The organism is Streptomyces sp. NBC_00341, assembly GCF_041435055.1.
Taxonomy (GTDB): domain Bacteria; phylum Actinomycetota; class Actinomycetes; order Streptomycetales; family Streptomycetaceae; genus Streptomyces.
The window spans coordinates 4,701,994-4,721,966 of record NZ_CP108002.1; the positions used below are offsets into that span (position 1 = coordinate 4,701,994).

A 19,973-nucleotide genomic window follows, 5' to 3' on the forward strand; every position below is an offset into this window, starting at 1 on the left:
CCCGGGCCGAGACCACCAACGCCGAAGGCCCCCGCAGCGAGCTGCGCGTCCCCGGCTTCCGCCGCCTCCGCCATCTTCGGCGCATGTGGGTCTCCCCCGAGAGTGGGGGAGAGCACGGTTCACTTCACGGCGACCAGCTGCCACTGCTGGTTCGTTCCACCGTTGCGGGGCCACTGCGTGACGGCCGCTCCGTCCGCTTCCGAGGCCCCGGTGACGTCCACCGGGTCGCCGCTGGAGCGGGCCTCGATGGTGTAAGTGCCGTGGTCGGAGGGGGCGATGAGCCACTGCTGGTTGGTACCGCCGTTGGCCGACCACAGGTCGAGTGCGGTACCGGGCAGCTTGGCGGCCTTCGGTACGTCCAGGACTCTGCCGCTGCCGACGCCGGTCAACGTGTAGAAGCCGTCACCCGCCCCGGTCAGCCGCCACTGCTGGTTGGTGCCGCCGTTCGCAGACCACTGGACGACGGGTGTGCCGTCTGCGGTGCCGGCGCCGGAGGCGTCCAACACCTTCCCGCTCTTCTTGTTGACCAGCCGGTAGGTGCCGGACAGGTCGGACGAGGTCCCGGGGGTGATGGACAGCCGGGAGAACTGGGCGGGGAGGAAGCCGTCCGTGCCGAGTCCGACCAGTCCGCCCCCGTAGTCGGGATCGCTGACCCGTCCCACCTCCTTGCCGTCGACGAGCGCCGTGATGGTGTCGCCCTCGAAGGCCATCGAGAGCCGGTGCCAGGTCCCGGTGCCCGGCGCGGTGATCGTGCCACTGGCCAGGGTGGTGAACTTCCACGTGACGTCGCTCTTCAGTACTGACCAGGCACCCGTGTCGCTCAGGCGCAGCCGGTAGGCGTTCAACCCGTTGTTGTTACGGCCCTGAGTGCCGACGCGCCCCAGCAGGTCCACCGAACCGGGCTTCTCCAGCAGGACGTCGGTGGCCACCGTGTAGTTCGACCAGCTCGGATCGCCCATCATCGTGTACGGCTGCGGCGCGCTCTCGTCCGTCCAGCGGATCGGGGTGGTGGACGCCATCTGCCGCAGGCACCGTCCCTCGCGGCCGCCTGCGCACGTGGCCGTCTCGAACGCGCCGTTCATCGACGCGAAGTACTTCGCCTCCCGGCCCGCCCCGTACGTGGCGAAGGTGTCGGAGTAGGGCAGGCCGAGCGGCTTCCGGTCCGGGCCGGTGGCCGTGCCGGCGCCCTGACCGGAGGTGGTCGTGACCGTGTAGACCCGGCCCGGCTGCAGGGCGAGGGTGTACGTGCCGTCGCCCGACGCCGTCAGGTCGGGGCCCGGGGACATCCTCGGCGACGTCGCGGCCAGGTCCGTGGACCACACGTGCAGGGTGGAGCCGGGCAGCCCGCCGGCGGTGCTGAGGCGGACCGTCTGCGGCGCGTCGGCCCCGGTCGTCTCAAGGACGGTGCTCCACGACTTCCGGTCGGGGGAGGCGTAGGTGACGTAACTGCCGTTGCCGCGGTCACCCGCGAGATAGCCCGAAGAGGTGTCCAGGTACTGCCAGCCGGGCGCGGTGAACTGTGTGGTCTGCGCCGTGGCCCAAGCGCTCGTGCTGACCGTGTAGGCACCGGACCCGGGCTCGTCGGCGCGCACGAGGCCGACGGTGTTGAACCACTGGTTCTGGGGAAGTGCCGCGACGACCGGCCAGTTGATGAACGACGTCATCTTCGCGTCGATGTAGCCGCGGTTGATCGCGCGCGCCATGGGGGCCGCGCCCGTCTCCATGTCCTGCGAGCCGTTCTCGCTGGCCCACAGCGGCTTGCCGGTGGCCCGGGCGTCGGCGCTGCTGGAACACGTGGTCATGTCCGAGAGGTAGCCGCAGGGGTAGTGGGCGCCGATGATGTCGACCGCGGAGTTCAGCGCGGCGTCGCCGCGCATCTCGGTGGCGATCTCCCACCCGCTGTCGGCGCCGACGATCTTGACGGAGCCGTAGCCCTTCGCGTCCAGCTCGGCGTCCAGCTTCTTGTACCAGGAGGCGTCGTAACCGCGCTCGTTCCAGCCTCCGATGTACTGCACGGTGAGCCCGTGCTGCTTGGCGCAGCCCAGCCACGACACGATGTAGTCGATCATGTCCTGCGACCAGAAGTTGCCGTCACCGATCCAGCCGGGGGCGCCCCAGGACAGGGCGGCGAGGTCTATGTGTGGATTCCTGGCCCTGGCCTGCTCCATCAGCCACCACTGGTAGCCGTTGTCGCAGTTGATCGCGCCACGCTCGTGCTCGATGCTGGACTCCGCGCCGTCGGTGGAGTTGGTGTCGCCGCCGATCTCGACCTTGAGGATCTGCAGGGCGGCGCCGTAGCCGGGCTTGAAGAGGTAGTCCAGGATCTGGCCCCGCTGGGCCTCCGGATAGTCGGCCAGCAGCCGCGAGTTGCCGCCGCCGCCACTGATCGCACCGACCCCGTCGAACGTACGGCCGGGGCTCGCGCCGTCGACGGTGATGTCGGTGCTCGCGGACGGAGCCGCGGCTTCGGCCGTGGACACACCGGCGGCGGCCAGGAGCGCGGCGCACAGCGACAACACCGCCGAAATGACGACAGAGTGGCGCCGGGCCACAGGGAATCGACGCGCTAAGGGGAACGATCTGGACATGGCTGGGCCCTCCGTTGGGGGATGGGGGCTGTTTGATGATGTTGATGAGTGTGGGTTTGTGTCCGAACTCGTTCCGGATGCTGGCAGCGTGACGTGACCCCGTCAAGGGTGCGGACGAGTCCGTCGCTCGTTAATTAATATTTATTACCTGAAGCCTGAACGGTTGAACGCTGCACGGACAACCCCTCTCGCTCGCCCATCAGATCGACCCGGCCCTGGGCTTCGCCCCCGCGCAGACCCTCCCGGCCCCGGCCTCAGCAGCGGCCGGGGCGCGCGTACACCGTGATCACCGAACCGTCGACCGTGCGCTTGCCGCACGCCTCGAAGTGGTCAGCGAGCGTGCCCCGCTTCACCCGGACCAGGGCACTGTCCTCCACCGCCACGCCCGATGGTGAGGCGACGACGACGATCCGGTGGCGAGCGAGCATCCGAGCGCGCAGTTGGCCGGGGGCCACCTCGGTGCCGTACAGGCTGTGCGAAGTGAGCGGGTCGCGTGCCCTTGCCAGATCCACACCCCGGACGCGGCCGCTCTGCTGACATCGAACGGCGACCGATACGACCTGGACACCGGCCGCAGATTCACCAGCCTGTACGGCGAGGACAGGATCCAGTCCGCGTGGTTCAGCCGGGACGGACACCACCTGGTGGTCAGCACCCCGGAGGGCCGGGTCACGCTCTGGGACCGCCTCGGCCAACACCGGATCGCGATCCTCGCGCCCCCGGACCACGACGGGCGACACGAGTCGCCGGCCGTCGCCTTCTCGGCCGATGGCGAGTTCGTCGCGGTCGTCGCGGTCGGAACCCAAGACGATTCCGTACGGGTCTGGGAAGCCTCCTCGCCCGGCACCCCGGGCACGCTCATCCAGACCGGCGAGGGCCGCATCGTCGGGCTCGGATTCACCGACGACGGCGACACTCTGCGCATCGCGACCCCGAACGGTGTGCACCGGGAAGTCGGCGTGCTCGATCCGCAGCGGGCCGCGCGGCGGGTGTGCGAACGAGCCGGGGACGGGCTCGGGGCGGCGCAGTGGAGCGCCTATCTGCCGAAGGTCCCCTACCGGGAGACCTGCTGAGCCCTCGCCTGTGCCGATGGCTTGGTAGGGCGACGTATTGCCCGGTGAGAGCAATGGCGGAGGATACGAGATTCGAACTCGTGAGGGGTTGCCCCCAATACGCTTTCCAAGCCTTCGCTCGGCCGTTCGGGAACAGTCGCGGACATCTGGACCTGTGGCGAAGCCGGTGGCTACAGGCTCGGTGAACTGTGGTGAACACCTGCGAATGAGACCGGAACTGAGACCAGGTGCTCGTTCACTTACCAGACACCGGGCCGTACCACTGCATGGCTTGACCGGTGATTGCGGCGATACATTCGAAGTCGTGGTCGCGGTGGAGAAGGGTGAGCCCCTGGAGTTCCGCTGTGGCGGCGACGACGAGGTCAACCGCTCCCGCACTGCGGTGCTGACCGCGTTGGGTCAGCAGTTCCTGAACCTGCCAGGCGCGGTCGTAAGCGCGGTCATCGACGGGCACCCAGCCGAACAGCAGCCGCATGTCCTCGATGCCGCGCGCACGGTCCGCGGCGGAGCGGGCGCTGTAGAAGAACTCCAACTCGGTAACCGGGCAGGTCGCGATGAGCCCTGCTGTGGCGGCCTGATCCCATCCGTACTGTTCGGCGTCGTCGCGGAAGAATCGGGCGAGCGCACTGGTGTCGATCAGGAACTGTGCCGCGCTCACCGCCGGTAGTCCCTTTTTTCCTCGAAGGCATTCAGATCGAACGCGCCCTCGCCCGCTGCGGCCCGCAGCCGAGTGAGAGCGAGAGCCCGTCGGCGGTTATCGAGCACCTCGCGCAGGGCGGTGTTGACCGTCTCCTTCTTGGTGCCGGTCCCCAGCGCCTGAGCCACGGCGGCCAGCAATTCGTCGTCGAGATCGATCACTGTACGAGTCATCGGTGACCTCCTGGGATATCAACTATGGCATCGAGTATATCGCGGGTGAGGTATCGCTGCGTGATCTCAGGCCGGCATGCAGGTCGAGATCTGCACCAACGGCTACCGGATCGAGCGCCGGCTCACCGAGATCGCCCCCGACCTGGACCTGCTCCTGGTATCGCTGGAGGGCATCGGCACGACCAACGACAAGATCCGGAAGCTCGGAAGCTACCGGAGTGCCCTGAGCGCCCTCGAAATCGCTCAGCAACTCGGCGTCCGGGCCCGGCCGCGACCATGAAAGCGTTGAGGGGCTCCGCGGTACCGGCAAATCCACCCTCGCCCCCATGATCGCGGCCGCTCGTGGCGCGGTACTGATCCCGACCGTGCCGCCCACCTACCGGGCGACTGCGGCAGGAGGTCGACCGGCTGGGAAACGCAGAGGCACGCATGTGCTTCTACCTCTCGGCCTTGTTCACCGCCAATGATCAGATCCAGCGGTACCTGTCCGCCGGCATCCCGGTGGTGGTCGAAAGCTACTTCGCACGCTGCCTGGCCAACCACCGCGCTTTCGGAGCCGACCTCTCCGTGTCCCTGCCGCCGGGCATCCCGCGTCCCATCACCTACTACCTCGTCTGCGCGGAGGACGAGCGTCAGCGCCGACCCGCCGGCGACAAGCCTGTCTCGCGGTGGGACGCTCTCGCCGAGATCACCGCAGACAAGATCACCGACGCCTACGCCTCGTTCCCGATGCACCGCGTGAACACCACCGGTCTCACCCCTGACGAGGTACTCCAAGCCGTCCTGAGCACCGACCCGCAAAGAGAGCAAGCCAGTGCAGGCACCGAGCATGTGGCGGCACACCCTTACCTTCTTCCCTCAGTTCCTCGCCGCGCTGAAGGAACGTACGGAGACTGACTCCACCGTGACGGTCGTCGGCTCGCGAGCGACGGCAGACTCGTCGTGCCACTGGCCGCGGCCGGCTACCGCGTCAGCATGATCGAGCGCCTGAAACAGGAAGGGCTTCACGACCGTGTCCATGTCGTGGAGGAGGACTTCCTCGCCTCCGAGCCCGATGCTGCCCCCTGTGACGCTGTCTGGACGAGCTGCTCGTGGCACTGCAGTGCCAACCACCACCGGCCGTTGGGCGAGTTCATCGACAGCATGCAGCGCATGGTCCGGCCCGGCGGTCTGTTCGGCGCGGAGTTCATGATGCCCCTCACGCAACGCCACCACGTGCTTGAGCACTACACATCCCCCGAGAAGCTGCGGCGTTACTTCATCGGGGACTGGGACGTCCTGCTCACCCTGCGGACCAACGAGTTCACCGAGCAGGCGCACGTCGGGCAGCTGCAGGACCACAACCACCGCATGGGCCTTCTCCTCGCAGCCCGTGCGTCCACCCCCTCCTAGAGCTACGGGAAGAAGGACCTATGAAGCACGAGTACGAAGCCAAGTTCCTCGCCGTCGACGTCGACGGGCTCCAGGCCAAACTGATGGCGCTCGGAGCCGTCCAGGCATTTCCGCGCACCCTCCTCACCCGGAAGATCTTCGAGAACGACGCCCTCGAAGGCGGCGCCTGGGTCCGCCTGAGGGACGAGGCCACGCGTTCCACGCTCACGCTGAAGCAGGTCACCGACTCCACGACGATCGACGGCACCACCGAGATCGAGACCGAGGTGTCCGACCTGCACGCCATGGCCGAGATCCTCCGCAACATCGGCCTGCGTGAGGTGCGCTACCAGGAGAACTACCGGGAGGAGTGGCGCCTGGGCGAAGTCGACTTCGACTTCGACACCTGGCCGGACCTCCCCACCTTCGTCGAGATCGAAGGACCCGACGAGGCGTCTGTCCGACAGGCTGCAGATCTGCTCGACCTCGACTACGCACAGGCCCGGTTCGGCAGCGTCGACGAGATCTACAAGAGCGAGGCGGGCCGGGACATCCTCGCCGAGCCCACCCTCCTCTTCGCCGATGCCGACAAGCAGGAGTCGGCGAAGGCAGCTGCCCCGAGCGAGTGATCGTGAGTGCCGGTTCCGCGCTCGGGGTCCCGGTGCAGGAGGACGTCATTCCCCTGTGGTGATGGCGGTCGGTGAGCGACGGCGACTGCTGGAGACAACTTCAACCGCCAACGTCGAAGGCCCCCGCAGCGAGCTGCGGGGGCCTTCGACGTATTGCCCGGTGAGAGCAATGGCGGAGGATACGAGATTCGAACTCGTGAGGGGTTGCCCCCAACACGCTTTCCAAGCGTGCGCCCTAGGCCACTAGGCGAATCCTCCGGGGCAAACAATACAAGACGTTGAGGAGTGCTCGCGAACCCGTTCCCCGTCGGCGGTCCCGAGGGAGTCCCGGCGGGGTCGTGAGGGGTGGGGAGGTGGACTTGCGGGGGCGGGGATCGGCTAAGGTGGGCGTCAGCCCCTCACGTGGCGCTATCTGACTGAACTCCCCCAGGGCCGGAAGGCAGCAAGGGTAGGTTGGCTCTGGCGGGTGCGTGGGGGGTCCTTACGTTTCCGGGGGCGTCCGGTACGGGGCCCGGGCGCCGGGTTTTCGGGGTTGTTGTGCCCTCGGGGCCGGTGGTGTGCCCGGCCCGGGGCCGGTTGTCGGTCCGCCCCTATAGCCTCGTATGTGTGTCGTCCCTTGCGCTGTACCGCCGCTACCGCCCCGAGTCGTTCGCCGAGGTCATCGGTCAGGAGCATGTCACTGAGCCGTTGATGCAGGCCTTGCGGAACAACCGGGTGAATCACGCGTACCTGTTCAGTGGTCCGCGCGGCTGCGGCAAGACGACCAGTGCGCGCATTCTCGCCCGCTGTCTGAACTGTGAGCAGGGGCCCACACCCACGCCCTGCGGGGAGTGCCAGTCCTGCCAGGACCTGGCGCGCAACGGGCCGGGATCGATCGATGTGATCGAGATCGACGCCGCTTCGCACGGTGGTGTGGACGATGCCCGTGATCTTCGGGAGAAGGCGTTCTTCGGGCCCGCGTCGAGTCGTTACAAGATCTACATCATCGACGAGGCGCACATGGTCACCTCCGCGGGGTTCAACGCCCTGCTGAAGGTGGTCGAGGAGCCGCCGGAGCACCTCAAGTTCATCTTCGCGACCACGGAGCCCGAGAAGGTCATCGGGACCATCCGGTCGCGCACCCACCACTATCCGTTCCGGCTGGTGCCGCCGGGGACGCTGCGCGACTACCTCGCGGAGGTGTGCGCCAAGGAGAACAGCTTCGTCGAGGACGGGGTGTTTCCGCTGGTGGTACGGGCCGGTGCCGGCTCCGTGCGTGACTCGATGTCGGTCATGGACCAGCTGCTGGCCGGCGCGGCCGACGACGGTGTGACATACGCCATGGCGACGTCGCTGCTCGGCTATACGGACGGCTCGCTGCTCGACTCCGTCGTGGACGCCTTCGCGTCGGGCGACGGGGCCGCGGCCTTCGAGGTCGTGGACCGGGTGGTCGAGGGCGGCAACGACCCGCGGCGCTTCGTCGCCGACCTGCTGGAGCGGCTGCGGGACCTGGTGATCCTGGCCGCGGTGCCGGACGCCGGGGAGAAGGGGCTCATCGACGCCCCCGCCGATGTCGTCGAGCGGATGCAGGCCCAGGCCTCCGTCTTCGGGGCCGCCGAGCTGAGCCGCGCCGCCGACCTGGTCAACGAGGGGCTCACCGAGATGCGCGGGGCGACCTCGCCCCGGCTCCAGGTCGAGCTGATCTGCGCCCGGGTCCTGCTGCCCGCGGCCTTCGACGACGAGCGCTCGCTGCAGGCGCGGCTGGACCGGCTGGAGCGCGGCGCGTCCTTCGCCACCACCGGCCCGGGGCCCGCCATGGGGTACGTCCCCGGGCCCGAGGCGCTCGCCCACGCCCCCGTCGCACCACAGCCCGCACAGGCGCCCCAGGCGCCGCAGCCCCCCGCTCCCGCCCCGTACCCCGCCGCGGCGCAGCCGGACCCCGGACCGGGACCCGCCGCCGCGCGTGCCGCCGCCCGAGGGGACGCCCCGCCGCCCGCCCCGGTGCAGGCCGCCCCGCCCGCCGAGCCCGTACAGCCGCCGCCCGCCCCCGCCCCGGCTCCGGCTGCCGGTCAGCGGCCCGGCGCCTGGCCCGCCGCGGCCGCTCCCGAGCAGGGGCGCCGGCCCGGAGGCTGGCCGACCGCCTCCACCCCCGGCCAGGCACCGGCCCCGCAGGCCGCCCCCGCCCCCGCACCGGCTGCGCCGACGGCACCCGCTCCCGGGCCCGCCGCCCCGGAACCGGCCCCGGGCATGACGCAGGGCGCCGGACAGGTGCGCAACATGTGGCCCGACATCCTGGAGGCGGTCAAGGGCCGCCGCCGGTTCACCTGGATCCTGCTCAGCCAGAACGCCCAGGTGACCGGCTTCGACGGCGCCACCCTCCAGATCGGCTTCCTCAACTCCGGCGCCCGCGACAACTTCACGAGCAGCGGCAGCGAGGACGTGCTGAAGCAGGCGCTGGCCGAGCGGTTCAACGCCCAGTGGAAGATCGAGGCGATCGTCGACCCGTCGGGCGGCGCCGGACAGCCCCCGCCCACCGGTGGCGGCCGCCCCGTGCCCCCGCCCGCACCGCAGCGACCGGCGCCGTCCGCGCCGCAGCAGCAGTACGAGCCCCGGCCGGCCCAGGAGCGGCCGCAGCAGCCGGGAGGCGGCGAGACGGCCGCGTCACCGCCCCCGTCGCCGCAGTACACCGCTCCCGAACCGCCCCGTTCGGTCGCCCCGGAGGACGACACCGCCGAGGCCGACGATCCGGATCTGGTCGACTCCGCCCTCTCCGGCCACGAGCTGATCGTCCGCGAGCTGGGCGCCACGGTGGTGGAGGAGTTCACCAACGAGTAGGACGCGGGTCCGGGGGCCGACCGGCGCGCCCCGGTTCCGGACGCGTGCTCCGGGGATCGGCGCCCCGAGGACGCGCGCTCCGGCGGACCGCGGCCGCCCGGGGCCAGGACCGGGACTGCCCGGGACCAGGACCGGCCCCCGCGTCCAGCCCCCCGGTGTCCACAACCCGGCGTCCGTCAAGGCCGCCCCGGCGCGGCGGCTAGGCTCCACCCCGTGAAGGTTCTCGTCATCGGCGGCGGCGCCCGCGAACACGCCCTGTGCCGCTCTCTCTCCCTCGACCCCGATGTCACCGCTCTGTACTGCGCCCCCGGCAACGCCGGCATCGCAGAGGTGGCCGAACTGCACCCGGTCGACGCACTCGACGGCGCCGCCGTCGCGCGCCTCGCCACTGATCTGGGCGCCGAGCTGGTGGTCGTCGGCCCGGAGGCGCCGCTTGTCGCCGGGGTCGCGGACGCGGTGCGCGCCGCGGGCATCCCCTGCTTCGGCCCCTCGGGTGAGGCGGCCCGGCTGGAGGGCTCCAAGGCGTTCGCCAAGGACGTGATGGCCGGGGCCGGCGTCCCGACCGCCCGTAGCTACGTCTGCACCACCGCCGCCGAGATCGACACGGCGCTGGACGCGTTCGGTGCTCCGTACGTCGTCAAGGACGACGGTCTCGCCGCCGGAAAGGGCGTCGTCGTCACCGATGACGTCGACGTGGCCCGCGCCCACGCGCTGGCCTGCGACCGCGTGGTCATCGAGGAGTTCCTCGACGGCCCCGAGGTGAGCCTCTTCGCGATCACCGACGGCACCACCGTGCTGCCCCTCCAGCCCGCCCAGGACTTCAAGCGCGCTCTCGACAACGACGAGGGCCCGAACACCGGCGGCATGGGCGCGTACTCCCCGCTGCCGTGGGCCGACTCCAAACTGGTCGACGAGGTCATGCAGTCGGTCCTCCAGCCGACCGTCGACGAGCTCCGCCGCCGGGGTACGCCCTTCTCCGGACTGCTGTACGCGGGTCTCGCGATCACCTCGCGCGGCGTGCGGGTCATCGAGTTCAACGCCCGCTTCGGCGACCCGGAGACCCAGGTGGTCCTGGCCCGGCTGAAGACCCCGCTGGCCGGTGTCCTGCTGGGTTCCGCCAACGGCACCCTGGACGAGCTGCCGCCGCTGAAGTGGCGCGACGACGCCGCGGTCACCGTGGTCATCGCCTCCCACAACTACCCGGACACCCCGCGAACGGGTGACCCGATCGAGGGCCTCGACGAGGTCGCGGCACAGGATGCGCCGCACGCGTACGTCCTGCACGCCGGAACCCGGCGGGACGGCGACGCGGTCGTCAGCGCGGGCGGCCGGGTGCTCTCCGTGACCGCGACCGCCAAGGACCTCGCGGGCGCCCGTGAGCGCGCCTACGCGGCGGCGGCCCGGATCCGGCTCGACGGCTCCCAGCTCCGTACGGACATCGCGAAGAAGGCGGCGGAGGAGGCCTGAGCCACCCTCCGCCGCAGCGGACACGGGCACGGGCACGGACACGGGCGGCGGGCCCGTACCAGGGCCCGCGCCCTGCCGCCCCGATCGCGGTCCCACCTCCGCCGACGCGCCGCTGCCCCATGGACAGCGGCGCGTCAGCAGCTTTACCCAAAGCCATTCCATCGAGTGACGGCTGAGCCATCCGGATGACGCCCGCCGAAGCCCCAACTAGGGTGCGGCGCAAGCTTTCCGGCACATGGCCCACCGGCATTGCGATGTCAGTGACGGGTGCCACAGTGGGGGAGTGAGCAACACCGTCGCGAGGGCAGAGGGGGTGACATCCAGCCGTGTCCGATACCGGTACAGGTGAGGAGTTGGGTGCGCAGGCCGCACGTGCCCGTGCGCTTGCCCTGTTGCGCATCCGCAGCAGGGCGACGGCAGTGGCGCTGCTGCCCGCGGCCGTCGCCGTCGTGCTGTTCGCCGCAGGGGCGCAGGGATTCGTCGAAGGCGGTGGCTGGGACGCGGTGCGCTGGGCCGTGACGGCCTGTGCCGTCATCACCCTGCTGGTCGCGGCGGCCGTCGCCGTAGCGGTCGTACGGGCCAAGCCGGCGGTCAGCCCGACCGTCCCGCTCAGCGAGAAGGCGGCCCCGGATCTCTACCGGCTGGTCCGTGACCTCGCCGATCGCCTCGACGTGCCCGCGCCCTCGGCCATAGCGCTGACGCCCGACTGCGACAGCTGGCTGGAGGACCGCACCCATCCGGCCGCGGACCGTGCCGCCAAGGACGCCGCCCGCCGGGATCCGGGCGGACCGGGGGCGGCCCCGGGGCGCCGCAGGGTACAGGCCGCGCCCGTGCTGGTGATCGGCTCGCCGTTCCTCTGGTGGATGCGGGTCGCGGAGCTGCGCGCCGTGCTCGCCCCGGTCGTCGCGGGCACCGGCCCCTCCGCCCATCCCGACATAGCCGCCGCCCGCCGCTTCGTCCGGGGACTCGACGGGGCCGTCGCCGACGCGGCCGCCCCCGCCCGGGGAGCGGTACGCAAGGTTCTGCGGCTGCCGCACGCCCTCATCGGCCGGATCGCCCGGCTGCTGCTGCGCAGCTGTCACAGCCACGCCTCGGAGATGGAGCGCGGCGTCGCCGCAGCCGCGTCCACCCGCGCCCAGGCGGTGGACTACGGGCTGCGGATCGTCGCCCAGGAGCAGGTCGGGCTCGCCTACGCGGGCTGGGACCGGCTGCTCACCCGGGTCGCGCTGCCCGCCTGGCGGATGGGGCGCTGGCCCTCCCGGCTGGACGCCGGAGTCGTCTCCGCCCTCACCGAGCTGTCCCGGCGCGACCGGCTGGCCGACGGGTTCACCTCCCGGCTGGGCGAACGGCCCGCCTGCGATCTCCTGGAGGAGCCGGGAGCGGCCGACGAGGCGGCGTCCCTGCTGGCCGCCCGGCTCTTCCACGGCGGCCCCGCGCAGGCGGGGCCCGGCTGGTCCCCGGTGGACTGGCAGCAGTACCCGGAAGAGGTCGTCGACCGGAAGTGGCGCACAGAGGCGGCCCGCCTGCACCGCGTCCTGGACGACATGGGCGTACCGCCCGCGGCCTCCGCCGGGGCGTCCGACGCCGCCGGTGCCGCGGTGCCCACCCTGGCCCGCGTCGTCGAGCACCTCGTCGCGGGCAACGGCAGCGGTGAGGAGCTCGCGGCGGGGATCAGCGCCGCGGTGGCCCGCGACGAGGCCCAGGCAGAGGCAGCGGCCCGGAACCCTCAACCGCTAGCCGGCGGAACCACCGGCTCCGCCGACGGCAGCAGCTTCAACGGCTCCGGCAGTGCCTCGAACGTCAACGGCTCCGGCAGCGCTGCGAACGTCAACGGCTCCAGCAACGTAAACGGCTCCGGCAGCTCCGCCGACGTAAACGGCTCCGCCAACGTCAACGGCTCCGGCAGTTCCGGCAGCTCCAGCACCTCAGGTGATTCCGCGAGCACCGGCGGGGACGTGCTGGAATTCTGGGGGCCCGACCCCCTCCCCCTGTTCCCGCTCCAGCCGCCCCGTACGGGCACAGAGCTGCTCGCGGACCATGTCGCGGCGATGGTCTGCTGCGCAGCCGTCGACACGGCGGGCGCGGCCCCCGGGCTCGACTGGCTCGACGGGCCCACGCTGCTGGTCGACGGGGAACGCCGGTCCGATCTCGGCACTCCGGTGCTCAGCCTCGTCGAGGACGGCGACGCGGGCCCCCTGCGCTCCTGGCTCTCCTCGGTCGGCGTGCGCACCGACAAACCCGTCCGTCTCGCCTGAAACAGGTTCGAACCAAGAGCGGCCGAAGAGCTCCGGGATGTTCCGTGATGCCATGGGATGTTCCGGGGTATTCCGGGGTGTTCCGCAGTGCACCGGCCCGATTTCAGAGACTCCGCGTGCACAACTCGGCTGATACTGAGGCATATCGACGGCCCGTCGCGCCCAATACCCGGAAGCTCAAGTTCCGTTAACGTTAATTCGCGACGAACGGTGACGGAGTGGATGCGTTATGTGATGTGCTGGGGACCGGCGCTGACAGTCAGCGCACCACATGTTGTTCCGGGGGCCGAGAGAGGGAAGCGCGTTATGGGGGCGGAGCAGATTCGTCGTTGGGAATCAGGTGCCCTCGCGCACGCGGTCACCGACCCCTTCGGGCAGGGGCCGCTGCCCTGGCTGCGCGGCAGCGAGAACTACTTCGACGACACCGGCCAGGTCGTGCCCTGGTACGCCGATCCGACGCTGCCCCGCGGCTCCACCGGCGGCGGCACCCGTACCGCCGACGACGTGCACCGGCAGATCAAGGGCTTCAGCTCCACCGGCGCGGCGGCCCCCGGCGAGGCGATCGACTTCCACATCACCGTGGACCCGCCCCAGCAGTTCTCCGTGGACATCTACCGCATCGGCCACTACGGGGGCGACGGCGCCGCCAAGATCACCACGAGTCCGCGGCTCTCCGGCATCGTCCAGCCCGCCCCCCTCACCGCCGACCGCACGGTGTCCTGCCACCACTGGTGGCAGTCCTGGCGGCTCCAGATCCCCGCCTACTGGTCGATCGGCGCCTACGTAGCCGTGCTCACGACGGTCGACGGATACCGCTCCCACATCCCGTTCACGGTCCGCGACGACCAACCGGCCGATCTGCTCCTGATCCTCCCGGACATCACCTGGCAGGCGTACAACCTCTACCCGGAGGACGGCCGTACCGGCGCCAGCCTCTACCACGCCTGGGACGAGCAGGGCCGGCTGCTCGGCGAGGAGGACGCCGCGGTCACCGTCTCCTTCGACCGCCCCTACGCCGGCGCGGGCCTCCCGCTGCACGTCGGCCATGCCTACGACTTCATCCGCTGGGCCGAGCGCTACGGCTACGACATCGCCTACGCCGACACCCGCGACCTGCACGCGGGCCGGATCGACCCGACCCGTTACCGGGGCCTGGTCTTCCCGGGCCACGACGAGTACTGGTCGGTCCCCATGCGGCGCACCACAGAACGCGCCCGCGACAACGGCACCTCCCTGGTCTTCCTCTCCGCCAACACCATGTACTGGCAGGTCAGCCTCACGCCGTCGGCGTCCGGCGTCCCCGACCGGCTGCTCACCTGCCGCAAGCGGCACGGGCCGGGAAAGCCCGCGCTCTGGCGTGAGGTCGACCGCGCCGAGCAGCAGCTCCTCGGCATCCAGTACGCGGGCCGGGTCCCCGACCCCCACCCCCTGGTCGTGCGGAACGCGGAGCACTGGCTCTGGGACGCGACCGGTGCGGGCGAGGGCGACGAGATCGACGGGCTGGTCGCGGGCGAGGCCGACCGTTACTTCCCGCGCACCACACTCCCCGAGCACGACAACCGCATCCTGCTCGCCCACTCCCCGTACCAGGACAGCGAGGGCGTGACGCGGCACCAGGAGACGTCCCTCTACCGCGCCCCGTCCGGCGCGCTCGTCTTCGCCTCCGGCACCTTCGCCTGGTCCCCGGCGCTGGACCGCCCCGGCCATGTGGACCCCCGCATCCAGAAGGCCACCGCCAACCTCCTCGACCGCATCTGCAAGCGCGACTGAGGATCCGCGACTGAGACCCGCTGAGTAACTGAGGGATCCGCGAAGCGACTGAGGGATCCGCGAAGCGGCTAAGGATCTCCGCACGCCCTCCCGGGGCACCGGCGCGCCCCTCGCACCCCTCCGCAGCAGTCCGAACCCGGATACGGGACAATCGGAACGACTCCTGGATCAACCTACGCGGAGGCAGCGTGTCCGGATTTGTAGAAAAGCCCGAGCCCGTGCAGGTTCCGGGGCTCACCCACCTGCACACGGGCAAGGTGCGCGACCTGTACCGGAACGAGGCCGGTGACCTCGTCATGGTCGCCAGCGACCGGATCTCCGCGTACGACTGGGTGCTGCCCACCGAGATCCCGGACAAGGGCCGCGTGCTGACGCGGCTCTCGCTGTGGTGGTTCGACCAGCTCGCCGATCTCGTACCGAACCACGTGCTGTCCACGGAGCTGCCGCCCGGCGCGCCCGACGACTGGGCCGGCCGCACCACGATCTGCAGGTCGCTGCGGATGGTGCCGGTCGAGTGCGTCGCCCGCGGCTATCTGACCGGCTCCGGCCTGGTCGAGTACAACGCCTCGCGCACCGTCTGCGGCATCGGCCTCCCCGAGGGCCTCACCGACGGCTCCGAGCTGCCCGGGGCGATCTTCACCCCGGCCACCAAGGCGGCCGTCGGTGACCACGACGAGAACGTCAGCTACGAGGAAGTGGCCCAACAGGTCGGCGCCGAGACCGCCGCGGCACTGCGCCGCACGACGCTGGACGTGTACGGCCGGGCCCGCGACATCGCGCGCGAGCGCGGCATCATCCTCGCGGACACCAAGTTCGAGTTCGGCTTCGCGCCCACCGCCGACGGCGGCGAGGAGCTGATCATCGCGGACGAGGTGCTGACCCCGGACTCCTCGCGCTTCTGGCCGGCCGCCACCTGGGAGCCGGGCCACGCGCAGCCGTCGTACGACAAGCAGTTCGTGCGCGACTGGCTGACGTCCCCGGCATCCGGCTGGGACCGCAAGAGCGAGCAGCCGCCGCCGGCGCTCCCGCAGGAGATCGTGGACGCGACCCGGGCCAAGTACCTGGAGGCGTACGAACTCCTCACCGGCACTCCCTGGACGTAACCGCCCCGAGGCACCCCGAGGTACATGAAGAAGCCCCCGGTCGAAAGGCCGGGGGCTTCTTGCTTCTCTGAGCGGACGACCAGGTTCGAACTGGCGACCTCAACCTTGGCAAGGTTGCGCTCTACCAACTGAGCTACGTCCGCAAGCGCCGAAGCGCGAGGACCACTATACCCAACCCCGCTCCCGCGCGAGACGCACCGCGGCATGACGGTTCTCGGCCCCGAGCTTCGAGGCCGCGGAGGACAGGTAGTTCCGCACCGTTCCCTGCGACAGCGAGGCCCGCTCCGCGATCTCCGCGACCGGCGCCCCGTCCGCCGCCAGTTCCAGCACCTCGGCCTCGCGCACGGTCAGCGGAGAGTCCCCGGCCGCGATCGCGTCGGCGGCCAACTCCGGGTCCACGTAACGGTTGCCGGCGTGCACCGCGCGGATGATCCCGGCCAGCTGGCGGGCGCTGACGGTCTTCGGTACGAACGCCCGCACGCCCGCCGCGAGGGCCCGCTTCAGATGTCCGGGGCGGCCGTGACTGGTCACGATCATGGTGCGGCAGCCCGGGAGTTCGGACCGCAGGGATGTGGCGACGCTCACACCGTCCGCGCCCGGCATCTCCAGGTCCAGGACCGCCACATCGGGGCGGTGCGCACGGGCCATGGCGAGCGCCTCGGGCCCGGTCGCCGCCTCCGCGACCACCACCAGGTCGTCCTCCAGCGCGAGCAGAGCGGCGAGCGCGCCCCGGATCAGGTGCTCGTCGTCGGCGAGCAGCACCCGCACCGTGGTCATCGTCTCTCCTCCAGAAGGGCGGCACGGGTCTCGGTGTGCGAGGTGTGCGAGGTGTGTGCGGTACGCGGAGTGCGCGCGGTACGCGGGATTCTCGCCGTCAGCCGGAATAGCCCGTCGCCCGCCGTTCCCGCGTCCAGCGAACCGTCGAGCGAGCCGAGCCGTTCGCGCAGTCCGGGCAGCCCGCTCCCACTCCCATCCGTCCCGCTCCCATCCGTCCCGCTCCCGTCCGAGCCACTCCCGTCCGAGCCACTCCCGCCGGAGCCGTGCTCCCCGGGACCGCTGCCCGCGGATGCGGGAGTCATCGGCGCGCCGTCGTTCTCCACGTCGAGCACCACCTCGTCGGCAGCGGTGGTGAGCCGGATCGTGCAGCGTCGGGGGTCGCCGTGCCGCAGCACGTTGGTGGCCGCCTCGCGCACCACCCAGCCGAGGGCGGCCTGGACGGGCGCGGCCAGCTCCGCGCCGCTGTCACCCACCACCGCACATTCGATACCGGCCGCCTGCAGCACGCCCTTGGCCCCGGCCAGTTCCGTACTCAGATCGGCCTCGCGGTAGCCCCGTACGACATCGCGCACCTCCTGCTGGGAGGAGCGGGCGATCCGTTGCACCTCGACCATCTGGTCCACCGCCTCGGGCCTGCCGCGCCGGGCCAGCTCCATCGCCAGTTCGCTCTTGAGCGCGATCACGGCGAGATTGCGGCCCAGCACGTCGTGCAGGTCCCGCCCGAACCGCAGCCGCTCCTCCGCGACCGCCAGCCGGGCCTGTACGTCCCGGGCCTCCTCCGCCTGCCACATCACGCTCAGACTCCAGGCGCTCGGCCGGAAGGAGATCAGCACCAGCAAGCAGCCGAAGAGCGTGGCGGGCACCACCCCGGCCAGCACCCCGCCCCGTACCCCCGCCGCGGCGAGGACGCCGGTGGTCAGGGCGGTGAGGGCGAGCGACTGGAGCAGGAACGTACGGACCGGGACCAGCAGGACCTGCGTCATCACCAGGGCCAGCGGTACGTTCATGGCCATCATCAGCAGCCCCGGCGGGCCGACGCCGTCAACGGCGGCCAGCGCCGCGAGCAGTCCCAGCGCCACCAGCAGCAGGGCCAGCGGTGCCATCATCCGCCGCCGGGGAAACGCGGCGGTGCCGTGGTAAGCGGCGTACGACGGCCGTACGTTGCGGTTGCTCACCACGCACTGGGCCACGCAGACCACGAGCAGGGTCAGGGCCAGCGTCATCGGGAGCGTCGCGCGGCGGATGTCCGACGCGAACGGGGCCAGCTGCCACGACAGGGTGAAGACCCAGGGGATCATCGCCATGGTGAGCCGCGTGTACAGGTCGATCCGTTCCAGCTTGCTGCGTTCCTGCCAGCCGCGGCGCCAGCCACGTACGTGCGTCAACACGTCACCACACCCTTCAGCGTCGCGGATCCCAGCGGAACCACCGCAGAACAGCAAACACCGCGAGCGCGGTCCAGACCAGCCCGGTCAACGCGGCCTCCATCAGCTCCGTGCCCTGCGTGCCGCCCAGCCAGCCCGCCCGTACGAGTGTCATCACGCCGGTCAGCGGCAGCAGCTCACACACCGAGGCGAGCCGGTCCGGGAAGATTTCCAGCGGTACGAAGAGTCCCGAGCCCACCATCGAGGCGAAGAACAGCGGGAGGGTCGTCAGCTGAGCCGTCTGTACGGTGCGGGTGATCGCCGAGGTGGCCGCACCCAGTGCCGTCAGCAGCACCAGACCCAGCACCAGCCCCAGCAGGAGCAGGTCGGGGCGTTCGGGTGCGCCGAGTCCGAAGAAGGCGGTACCGGCCGCGACGATCAACACGGTCTGCGCCAGGGCCAGCGCGCCCGCGGGCAGCGCGGTTCCGGTCAGGATCTCCCCGTCGGTGACCTCGCCGGTACGCAGCCGCTTCAGCACCAGCTCCTCGCGCCGCGCCACATAGGTGGCGGCCATGTTCATGTAGACGGCCTGGATCAGGACCGTTCCGATGCCGCCGGTGAGCGCCGCTCCGGCGACGGTCAGCCCGGTCCCGCCCAGGTCGATCTGCTCGAACGTCGACTTCATGGCCAGGACCATGGCGGCGGGCATGAGCAGGGCGACGAAGACGGCCGTCCGGTTGCGCAGGAGCAGCGTCAGTTCGGCCCGGCCGAGGGCGGTCAGCCTGCCCCGGGCCGTGGTGGTGGCCGGGGAGCCGGTCGTCGTGGTGTTCGCACGCGTTGTCGCGGTCGTCATGCCGCAGCCACCTCTTCCGTCTGGGTGTCGGTCCTGGGTCCGTTCGCTTTCGCGGTCCCGTTCCCGTTCCTGGTGTCGTTCTCCGCCGCGGACCTCGCGATGTCGAGGAAGGCCTCTTCGAGCGAGGCGGACCGGGCGTCGAGCCCGGTGAGCCGGACGTCGGACTCCGTTGCCCAGCGGAGCAGTTCGGCCAGCGATTCCTGGAGGTGATGGGTACGGATCTCGATCCGCGATCCGTCGGCCGCGGCGCGCAGGCTCAGCGGCAGCTGCCCGGCCCCGGTTCCGGCGGGAAGCTCGAACCGGATGCGGGACGGGCGCTCGGCGGTCACCTCCGCGGTGGTGCCCGAGGTCACGATCCGTCCCCGGTGCATGATCGCCAGCCGGTCGGCGAGCGCTTCGGCCTCCTCCAGGTAGTGCGTGGTGAGCAGCACGGTGATGCCGCCCTCCTGGAGCCGGCGCACCAGCGCCCAGGTGTCGCGCCGCCCCTCGGCGTCGAGGCCGGTGGTCGGCTCGTCGAGGAAGAGCACCTCGGGCCGGCCGAGCAGGGCCAGCGCCAGGTCCAGCCGCCGCCGCTCACCGCCGGAGAGCTGCTTGACCCGGACGCGCGCCCGGTGGCCGAGCCCGACCAGATCCAGGGCCTCGCCGATGGGCCGGGCCCCGCTGGTGCAGCCGGCCCACATCCGTACGGTCTCCGTGGTCGTCAGGTCGGAGGGGAAACCGCCCTCCTGGAGCATCACCCCGATCCGTGGGCGGACGGCGGCGCGTTCCTGGAACGGGTCGTGGCCGAGCACCCGGACCGTGCCGCCGTCGGGGCGGGCCAGCCCTTCCAGCAGTTCGACGGTCGAGGTCTTGCCGGCGCCGTTCGTGCCGAGCAGGGCGAACAGCTCGCCGCGTGCCACGGAGAAGGAGACACCGGTCACAGCCTCGAAGCCGCCCGCATAACTGCGTCGGACACCGTCCGCCTCGATCACGCACTCATGGGGAATTTCGTCGAAGGTCATGGGTCAAGGCTTCCTCCCGGACGGCGTCGGGAGCAGTG

Annotated in this window: 17 protein-coding genes, 2 tRNA genes, 1 other RNA gene and 1 pseudogene; 11 read left to right on the top strand and 10 right to left on the bottom strand. The window is 71.0% G+C overall.

Going from position 1 to position 19,973, the window contains the following annotated elements; genetic code table 11:
* Nucleotides 1-119: 119 nt before the first annotated feature.
* Both OG892_RS21030 and OG892_RS21035 read right to left on the bottom strand, forming a co-directional pair.
* A complete protein-coding gene (locus OG892_RS21030) occupies nt 120-2,519 on the bottom strand; it encodes an RICIN domain-containing protein (protein ID WP_371629962.1) in 2,400 nt (799 codons plus the stop codon).
* Between the two features lie 323 nt (nt 2,520-2,842).
* Nucleotides 2,843-3,016 (bottom strand): hypothetical protein, encoded by a 174-nt coding sequence (locus OG892_RS21035; protein WP_371629963.1) that lies wholly within the window; start codon nt 3,014-3,016, stop codon nt 2,843-2,845.
* A 45-nt stretch (nt 3,017-3,061) separates the two neighbouring features.
* On the opposite strand from OG892_RS21035, the gene OG892_RS21040 reads away from it, so the two are divergent.
* Complete coding sequence (locus OG892_RS21040; protein ID WP_371629964.1) at nt 3,062-3,661, top strand: WD40 repeat domain-containing protein; 600 nt, start codon at nt 3,062-3,064, stop codon at nt 3,659-3,661.
* A 235-nt stretch (nt 3,662-3,896) separates the two neighbouring features.
* On the opposite strand, the gene OG892_RS21045 is transcribed toward OG892_RS21040, so the two are convergent.
* Together OG892_RS21045 and OG892_RS21050 are read right to left on the bottom strand one after the other, a co-directional pair.
* Complete coding sequence (locus OG892_RS21045; protein ID WP_328866186.1) at nt 3,897-4,319, bottom strand: PIN domain nuclease; 423 nt, start codon at nt 4,317-4,319, stop codon at nt 3,897-3,899.
* On the bottom strand, nt 4,316-4,531 hold the full coding sequence (locus OG892_RS21050) for a type II toxin-antitoxin system VapB family antitoxin (protein WP_073736450.1): 216 nt from the start codon (nt 4,529-4,531) through the stop codon (nt 4,316-4,318). Before OG892_RS21050 ends, OG892_RS21045 begins: the two co-directional genes overlap by 4 nt.
* Nucleotides 4,532-4,598: 67 nt before the next feature.
* Here OG892_RS21050 and OG892_RS21055 point away from each other — a divergent pair.
* From OG892_RS21055 to OG892_RS21070, 4 genes and pseudogenes are all read left to right on the top strand, one after another.
* Nucleotides 4,599-4,790, top strand: a pseudogene (locus tag OG892_RS21055) (radical SAM protein); the annotation flags it as partial.
* A 170-nt stretch (nt 4,791-4,960) separates the two neighbouring features.
* The gene (locus OG892_RS21060) at nt 4,961-5,428 is read left to right on the top strand and encodes a hypothetical protein (protein ID WP_371629965.1); all 468 of its coding nucleotides are present in this window, start codon (nt 4,961-4,963) and stop codon (nt 5,426-5,428) included.
* 78 nt (nt 5,429-5,506) lie between these two features.
* Entirely contained in the window at nt 5,507-5,923 is a 417-nt protein-coding gene (locus OG892_RS21065) for an SAM-dependent methyltransferase (protein ID WP_371629966.1), read from the top strand.
* A gap of 20 nt (nt 5,924-5,943) precedes the next feature.
* Nucleotides 5,944-6,531: a class IV adenylate cyclase gene (locus OG892_RS21070; RefSeq protein WP_371629967.1), complete on the top strand. Its 588-nt coding sequence runs from the start codon at nt 5,944-5,946 to the stop codon at nt 6,529-6,531.
* Nucleotides 6,532-6,701: 170 nt separating this feature from the next.
* Here OG892_RS21070 and OG892_RS21075 read toward each other — a convergent pair.
* Nucleotides 6,702-6,789, bottom strand: a tRNA-Ser gene (locus OG892_RS21075).
* A 131-nt stretch (nt 6,790-6,920) separates the two neighbouring features.
* Here OG892_RS21075 and ffs point away from each other — a divergent pair.
* The 6 genes from ffs to OG892_RS21105 all read left to right on the top strand — a co-directional run bounded on the left by ffs (nt 6,921) and on the right by OG892_RS21105 (nt 15,940).
* An RNA gene (gene ffs, locus OG892_RS21080) (signal recognition particle sRNA small type) lies at nt 6,921-7,017 on the top strand.
* 120 nt (nt 7,018-7,137) lie between these two features.
* Nucleotides 7,138-9,345 carry a DNA polymerase III subunit gamma and tau gene (locus OG892_RS21085; protein WP_371629968.1) on the top strand — a complete coding sequence of 736 codons (2,208 nt, stop codon included), beginning with the start codon at nt 7,138-7,140 and terminating at the stop codon, nt 9,343-9,345.
* 213 nt (nt 9,346-9,558) lie between these two features.
* Nucleotides 9,559-10,812, top strand: a complete 1,254-nt coding sequence (gene purD, locus OG892_RS21090; protein WP_073736452.1) for a phosphoribosylamine--glycine ligase — start codon at nt 9,559-9,561, stop codon at nt 10,810-10,812.
* A gap of 326 nt (nt 10,813-11,138) precedes the next feature.
* Nucleotides 11,139-13,067, top strand: a complete 1,929-nt coding sequence (locus OG892_RS21095; protein ID WP_371629969.1) for a hypothetical protein — start codon at nt 11,139-11,141, stop codon at nt 13,065-13,067.
* Between the two features lie 306 nt (nt 13,068-13,373).
* Complete coding sequence (locus OG892_RS21100; protein ID WP_073736454.1) at nt 13,374-14,837, top strand: N,N-dimethylformamidase beta subunit family domain-containing protein; 1,464 nt, start codon at nt 13,374-13,376, stop codon at nt 14,835-14,837.
* 188 nt (nt 14,838-15,025) lie between these two features.
* Nucleotides 15,026-15,940 carry a phosphoribosylaminoimidazolesuccinocarboxamide synthase gene (locus OG892_RS21105; protein ID WP_073736455.1) on the top strand — a complete coding sequence of 305 codons (915 nt, stop codon included), beginning with the start codon at nt 15,026-15,028 and terminating at the stop codon, nt 15,938-15,940.
* Nucleotides 15,941-16,010: 70 nt separating this feature from the next.
* On the opposite strand, the gene OG892_RS21110 is transcribed toward OG892_RS21105, so the two are convergent.
* The 5 genes from OG892_RS21110 to OG892_RS21130 form a co-directional block, all read right to left on the bottom strand.
* Nucleotides 16,011-16,083, bottom strand: a tRNA-Gly gene (locus tag OG892_RS21110).
* Nucleotides 16,084-16,105: 22 nt separating this feature from the next.
* The gene (locus OG892_RS21115; protein ID WP_073736456.1) at nt 16,106-16,717 is read right to left on the bottom strand and encodes a response regulator transcription factor; all 612 of its coding nucleotides are present in this window, start codon (nt 16,715-16,717) and stop codon (nt 16,106-16,108) included.
* Entirely contained in the window at nt 16,714-18,105 is a 1,392-nt protein-coding gene (locus OG892_RS21120) for a sensor histidine kinase (protein WP_371629970.1), read from the bottom strand. The genes OG892_RS21115 and OG892_RS21120 overlap by 4 nt, the downstream gene beginning before the upstream one ends.
* A gap of 13 nt (nt 18,106-18,118) precedes the next feature.
* Nucleotides 18,119-18,934 carry an ABC transporter permease gene (locus OG892_RS21125; protein WP_073736457.1) on the bottom strand — a complete coding sequence of 272 codons (816 nt, stop codon included), beginning with the start codon at nt 18,932-18,934 and terminating at the stop codon, nt 18,119-18,121.
* A complete protein-coding gene (locus tag OG892_RS21130; protein ID WP_371629971.1) occupies nt 18,931-19,935 on the bottom strand; it encodes an ABC transporter ATP-binding protein in 1,005 nt (334 codons plus the stop codon). The genes OG892_RS21125 and OG892_RS21130 overlap by 4 nt, the downstream gene beginning before the upstream one ends.
* Nucleotides 19,936-19,973: the final 38 nt, after the last annotated feature.

Coding starts and splice junctions, on each gene's coding strand:
- OG892_RS21130 (WP_371629971.1), bottom strand. CDS start 19,935: ATGACCTTCGACGAAATTCCCCATGAGTGCGTGATCGAGGCGGACGGT.
- OG892_RS21060 (WP_371629965.1), top strand. CDS start 4,961: ATGTGCTTCTACCTCTCGGCCTTGTTCACCGCCAATGATCAGATCCAG.
- OG892_RS21035 (WP_371629963.1), bottom strand. CDS start 3,016: ATGCTCGCTCGCCACCGGATCGTCGTCGTCGCCTCACCATCGGGCGTG.
- OG892_RS21115 (WP_073736456.1), bottom strand. CDS start 16,717: ATGACCACGGTGCGGGTGCTGCTCGCCGACGACGAGCACCTGATCCGG.
- OG892_RS21070 (WP_371629967.1), top strand. CDS start 5,944: ATGAAGCACGAGTACGAAGCCAAGTTCCTCGCCGTCGACGTCGACGGG.
- OG892_RS21100 (WP_073736454.1), top strand. CDS start 13,374: ATGGGGGCGGAGCAGATTCGTCGTTGGGAATCAGGTGCCCTCGCGCAC.
- OG892_RS21050 (WP_073736450.1), bottom strand. CDS start 4,531: ATGACTCGTACAGTGATCGATCTCGACGACGAATTGCTGGCCGCCGTG.
- OG892_RS21125 (WP_073736457.1), bottom strand. CDS start 18,934: ATGACGACCGCGACAACGCGTGCGAACACCACGACGACCGGCTCCCCG.
- OG892_RS21065 (WP_371629966.1), top strand. CDS start 5,507: ATGATCGAGCGCCTGAAACAGGAAGGGCTTCACGACCGTGTCCATGTC.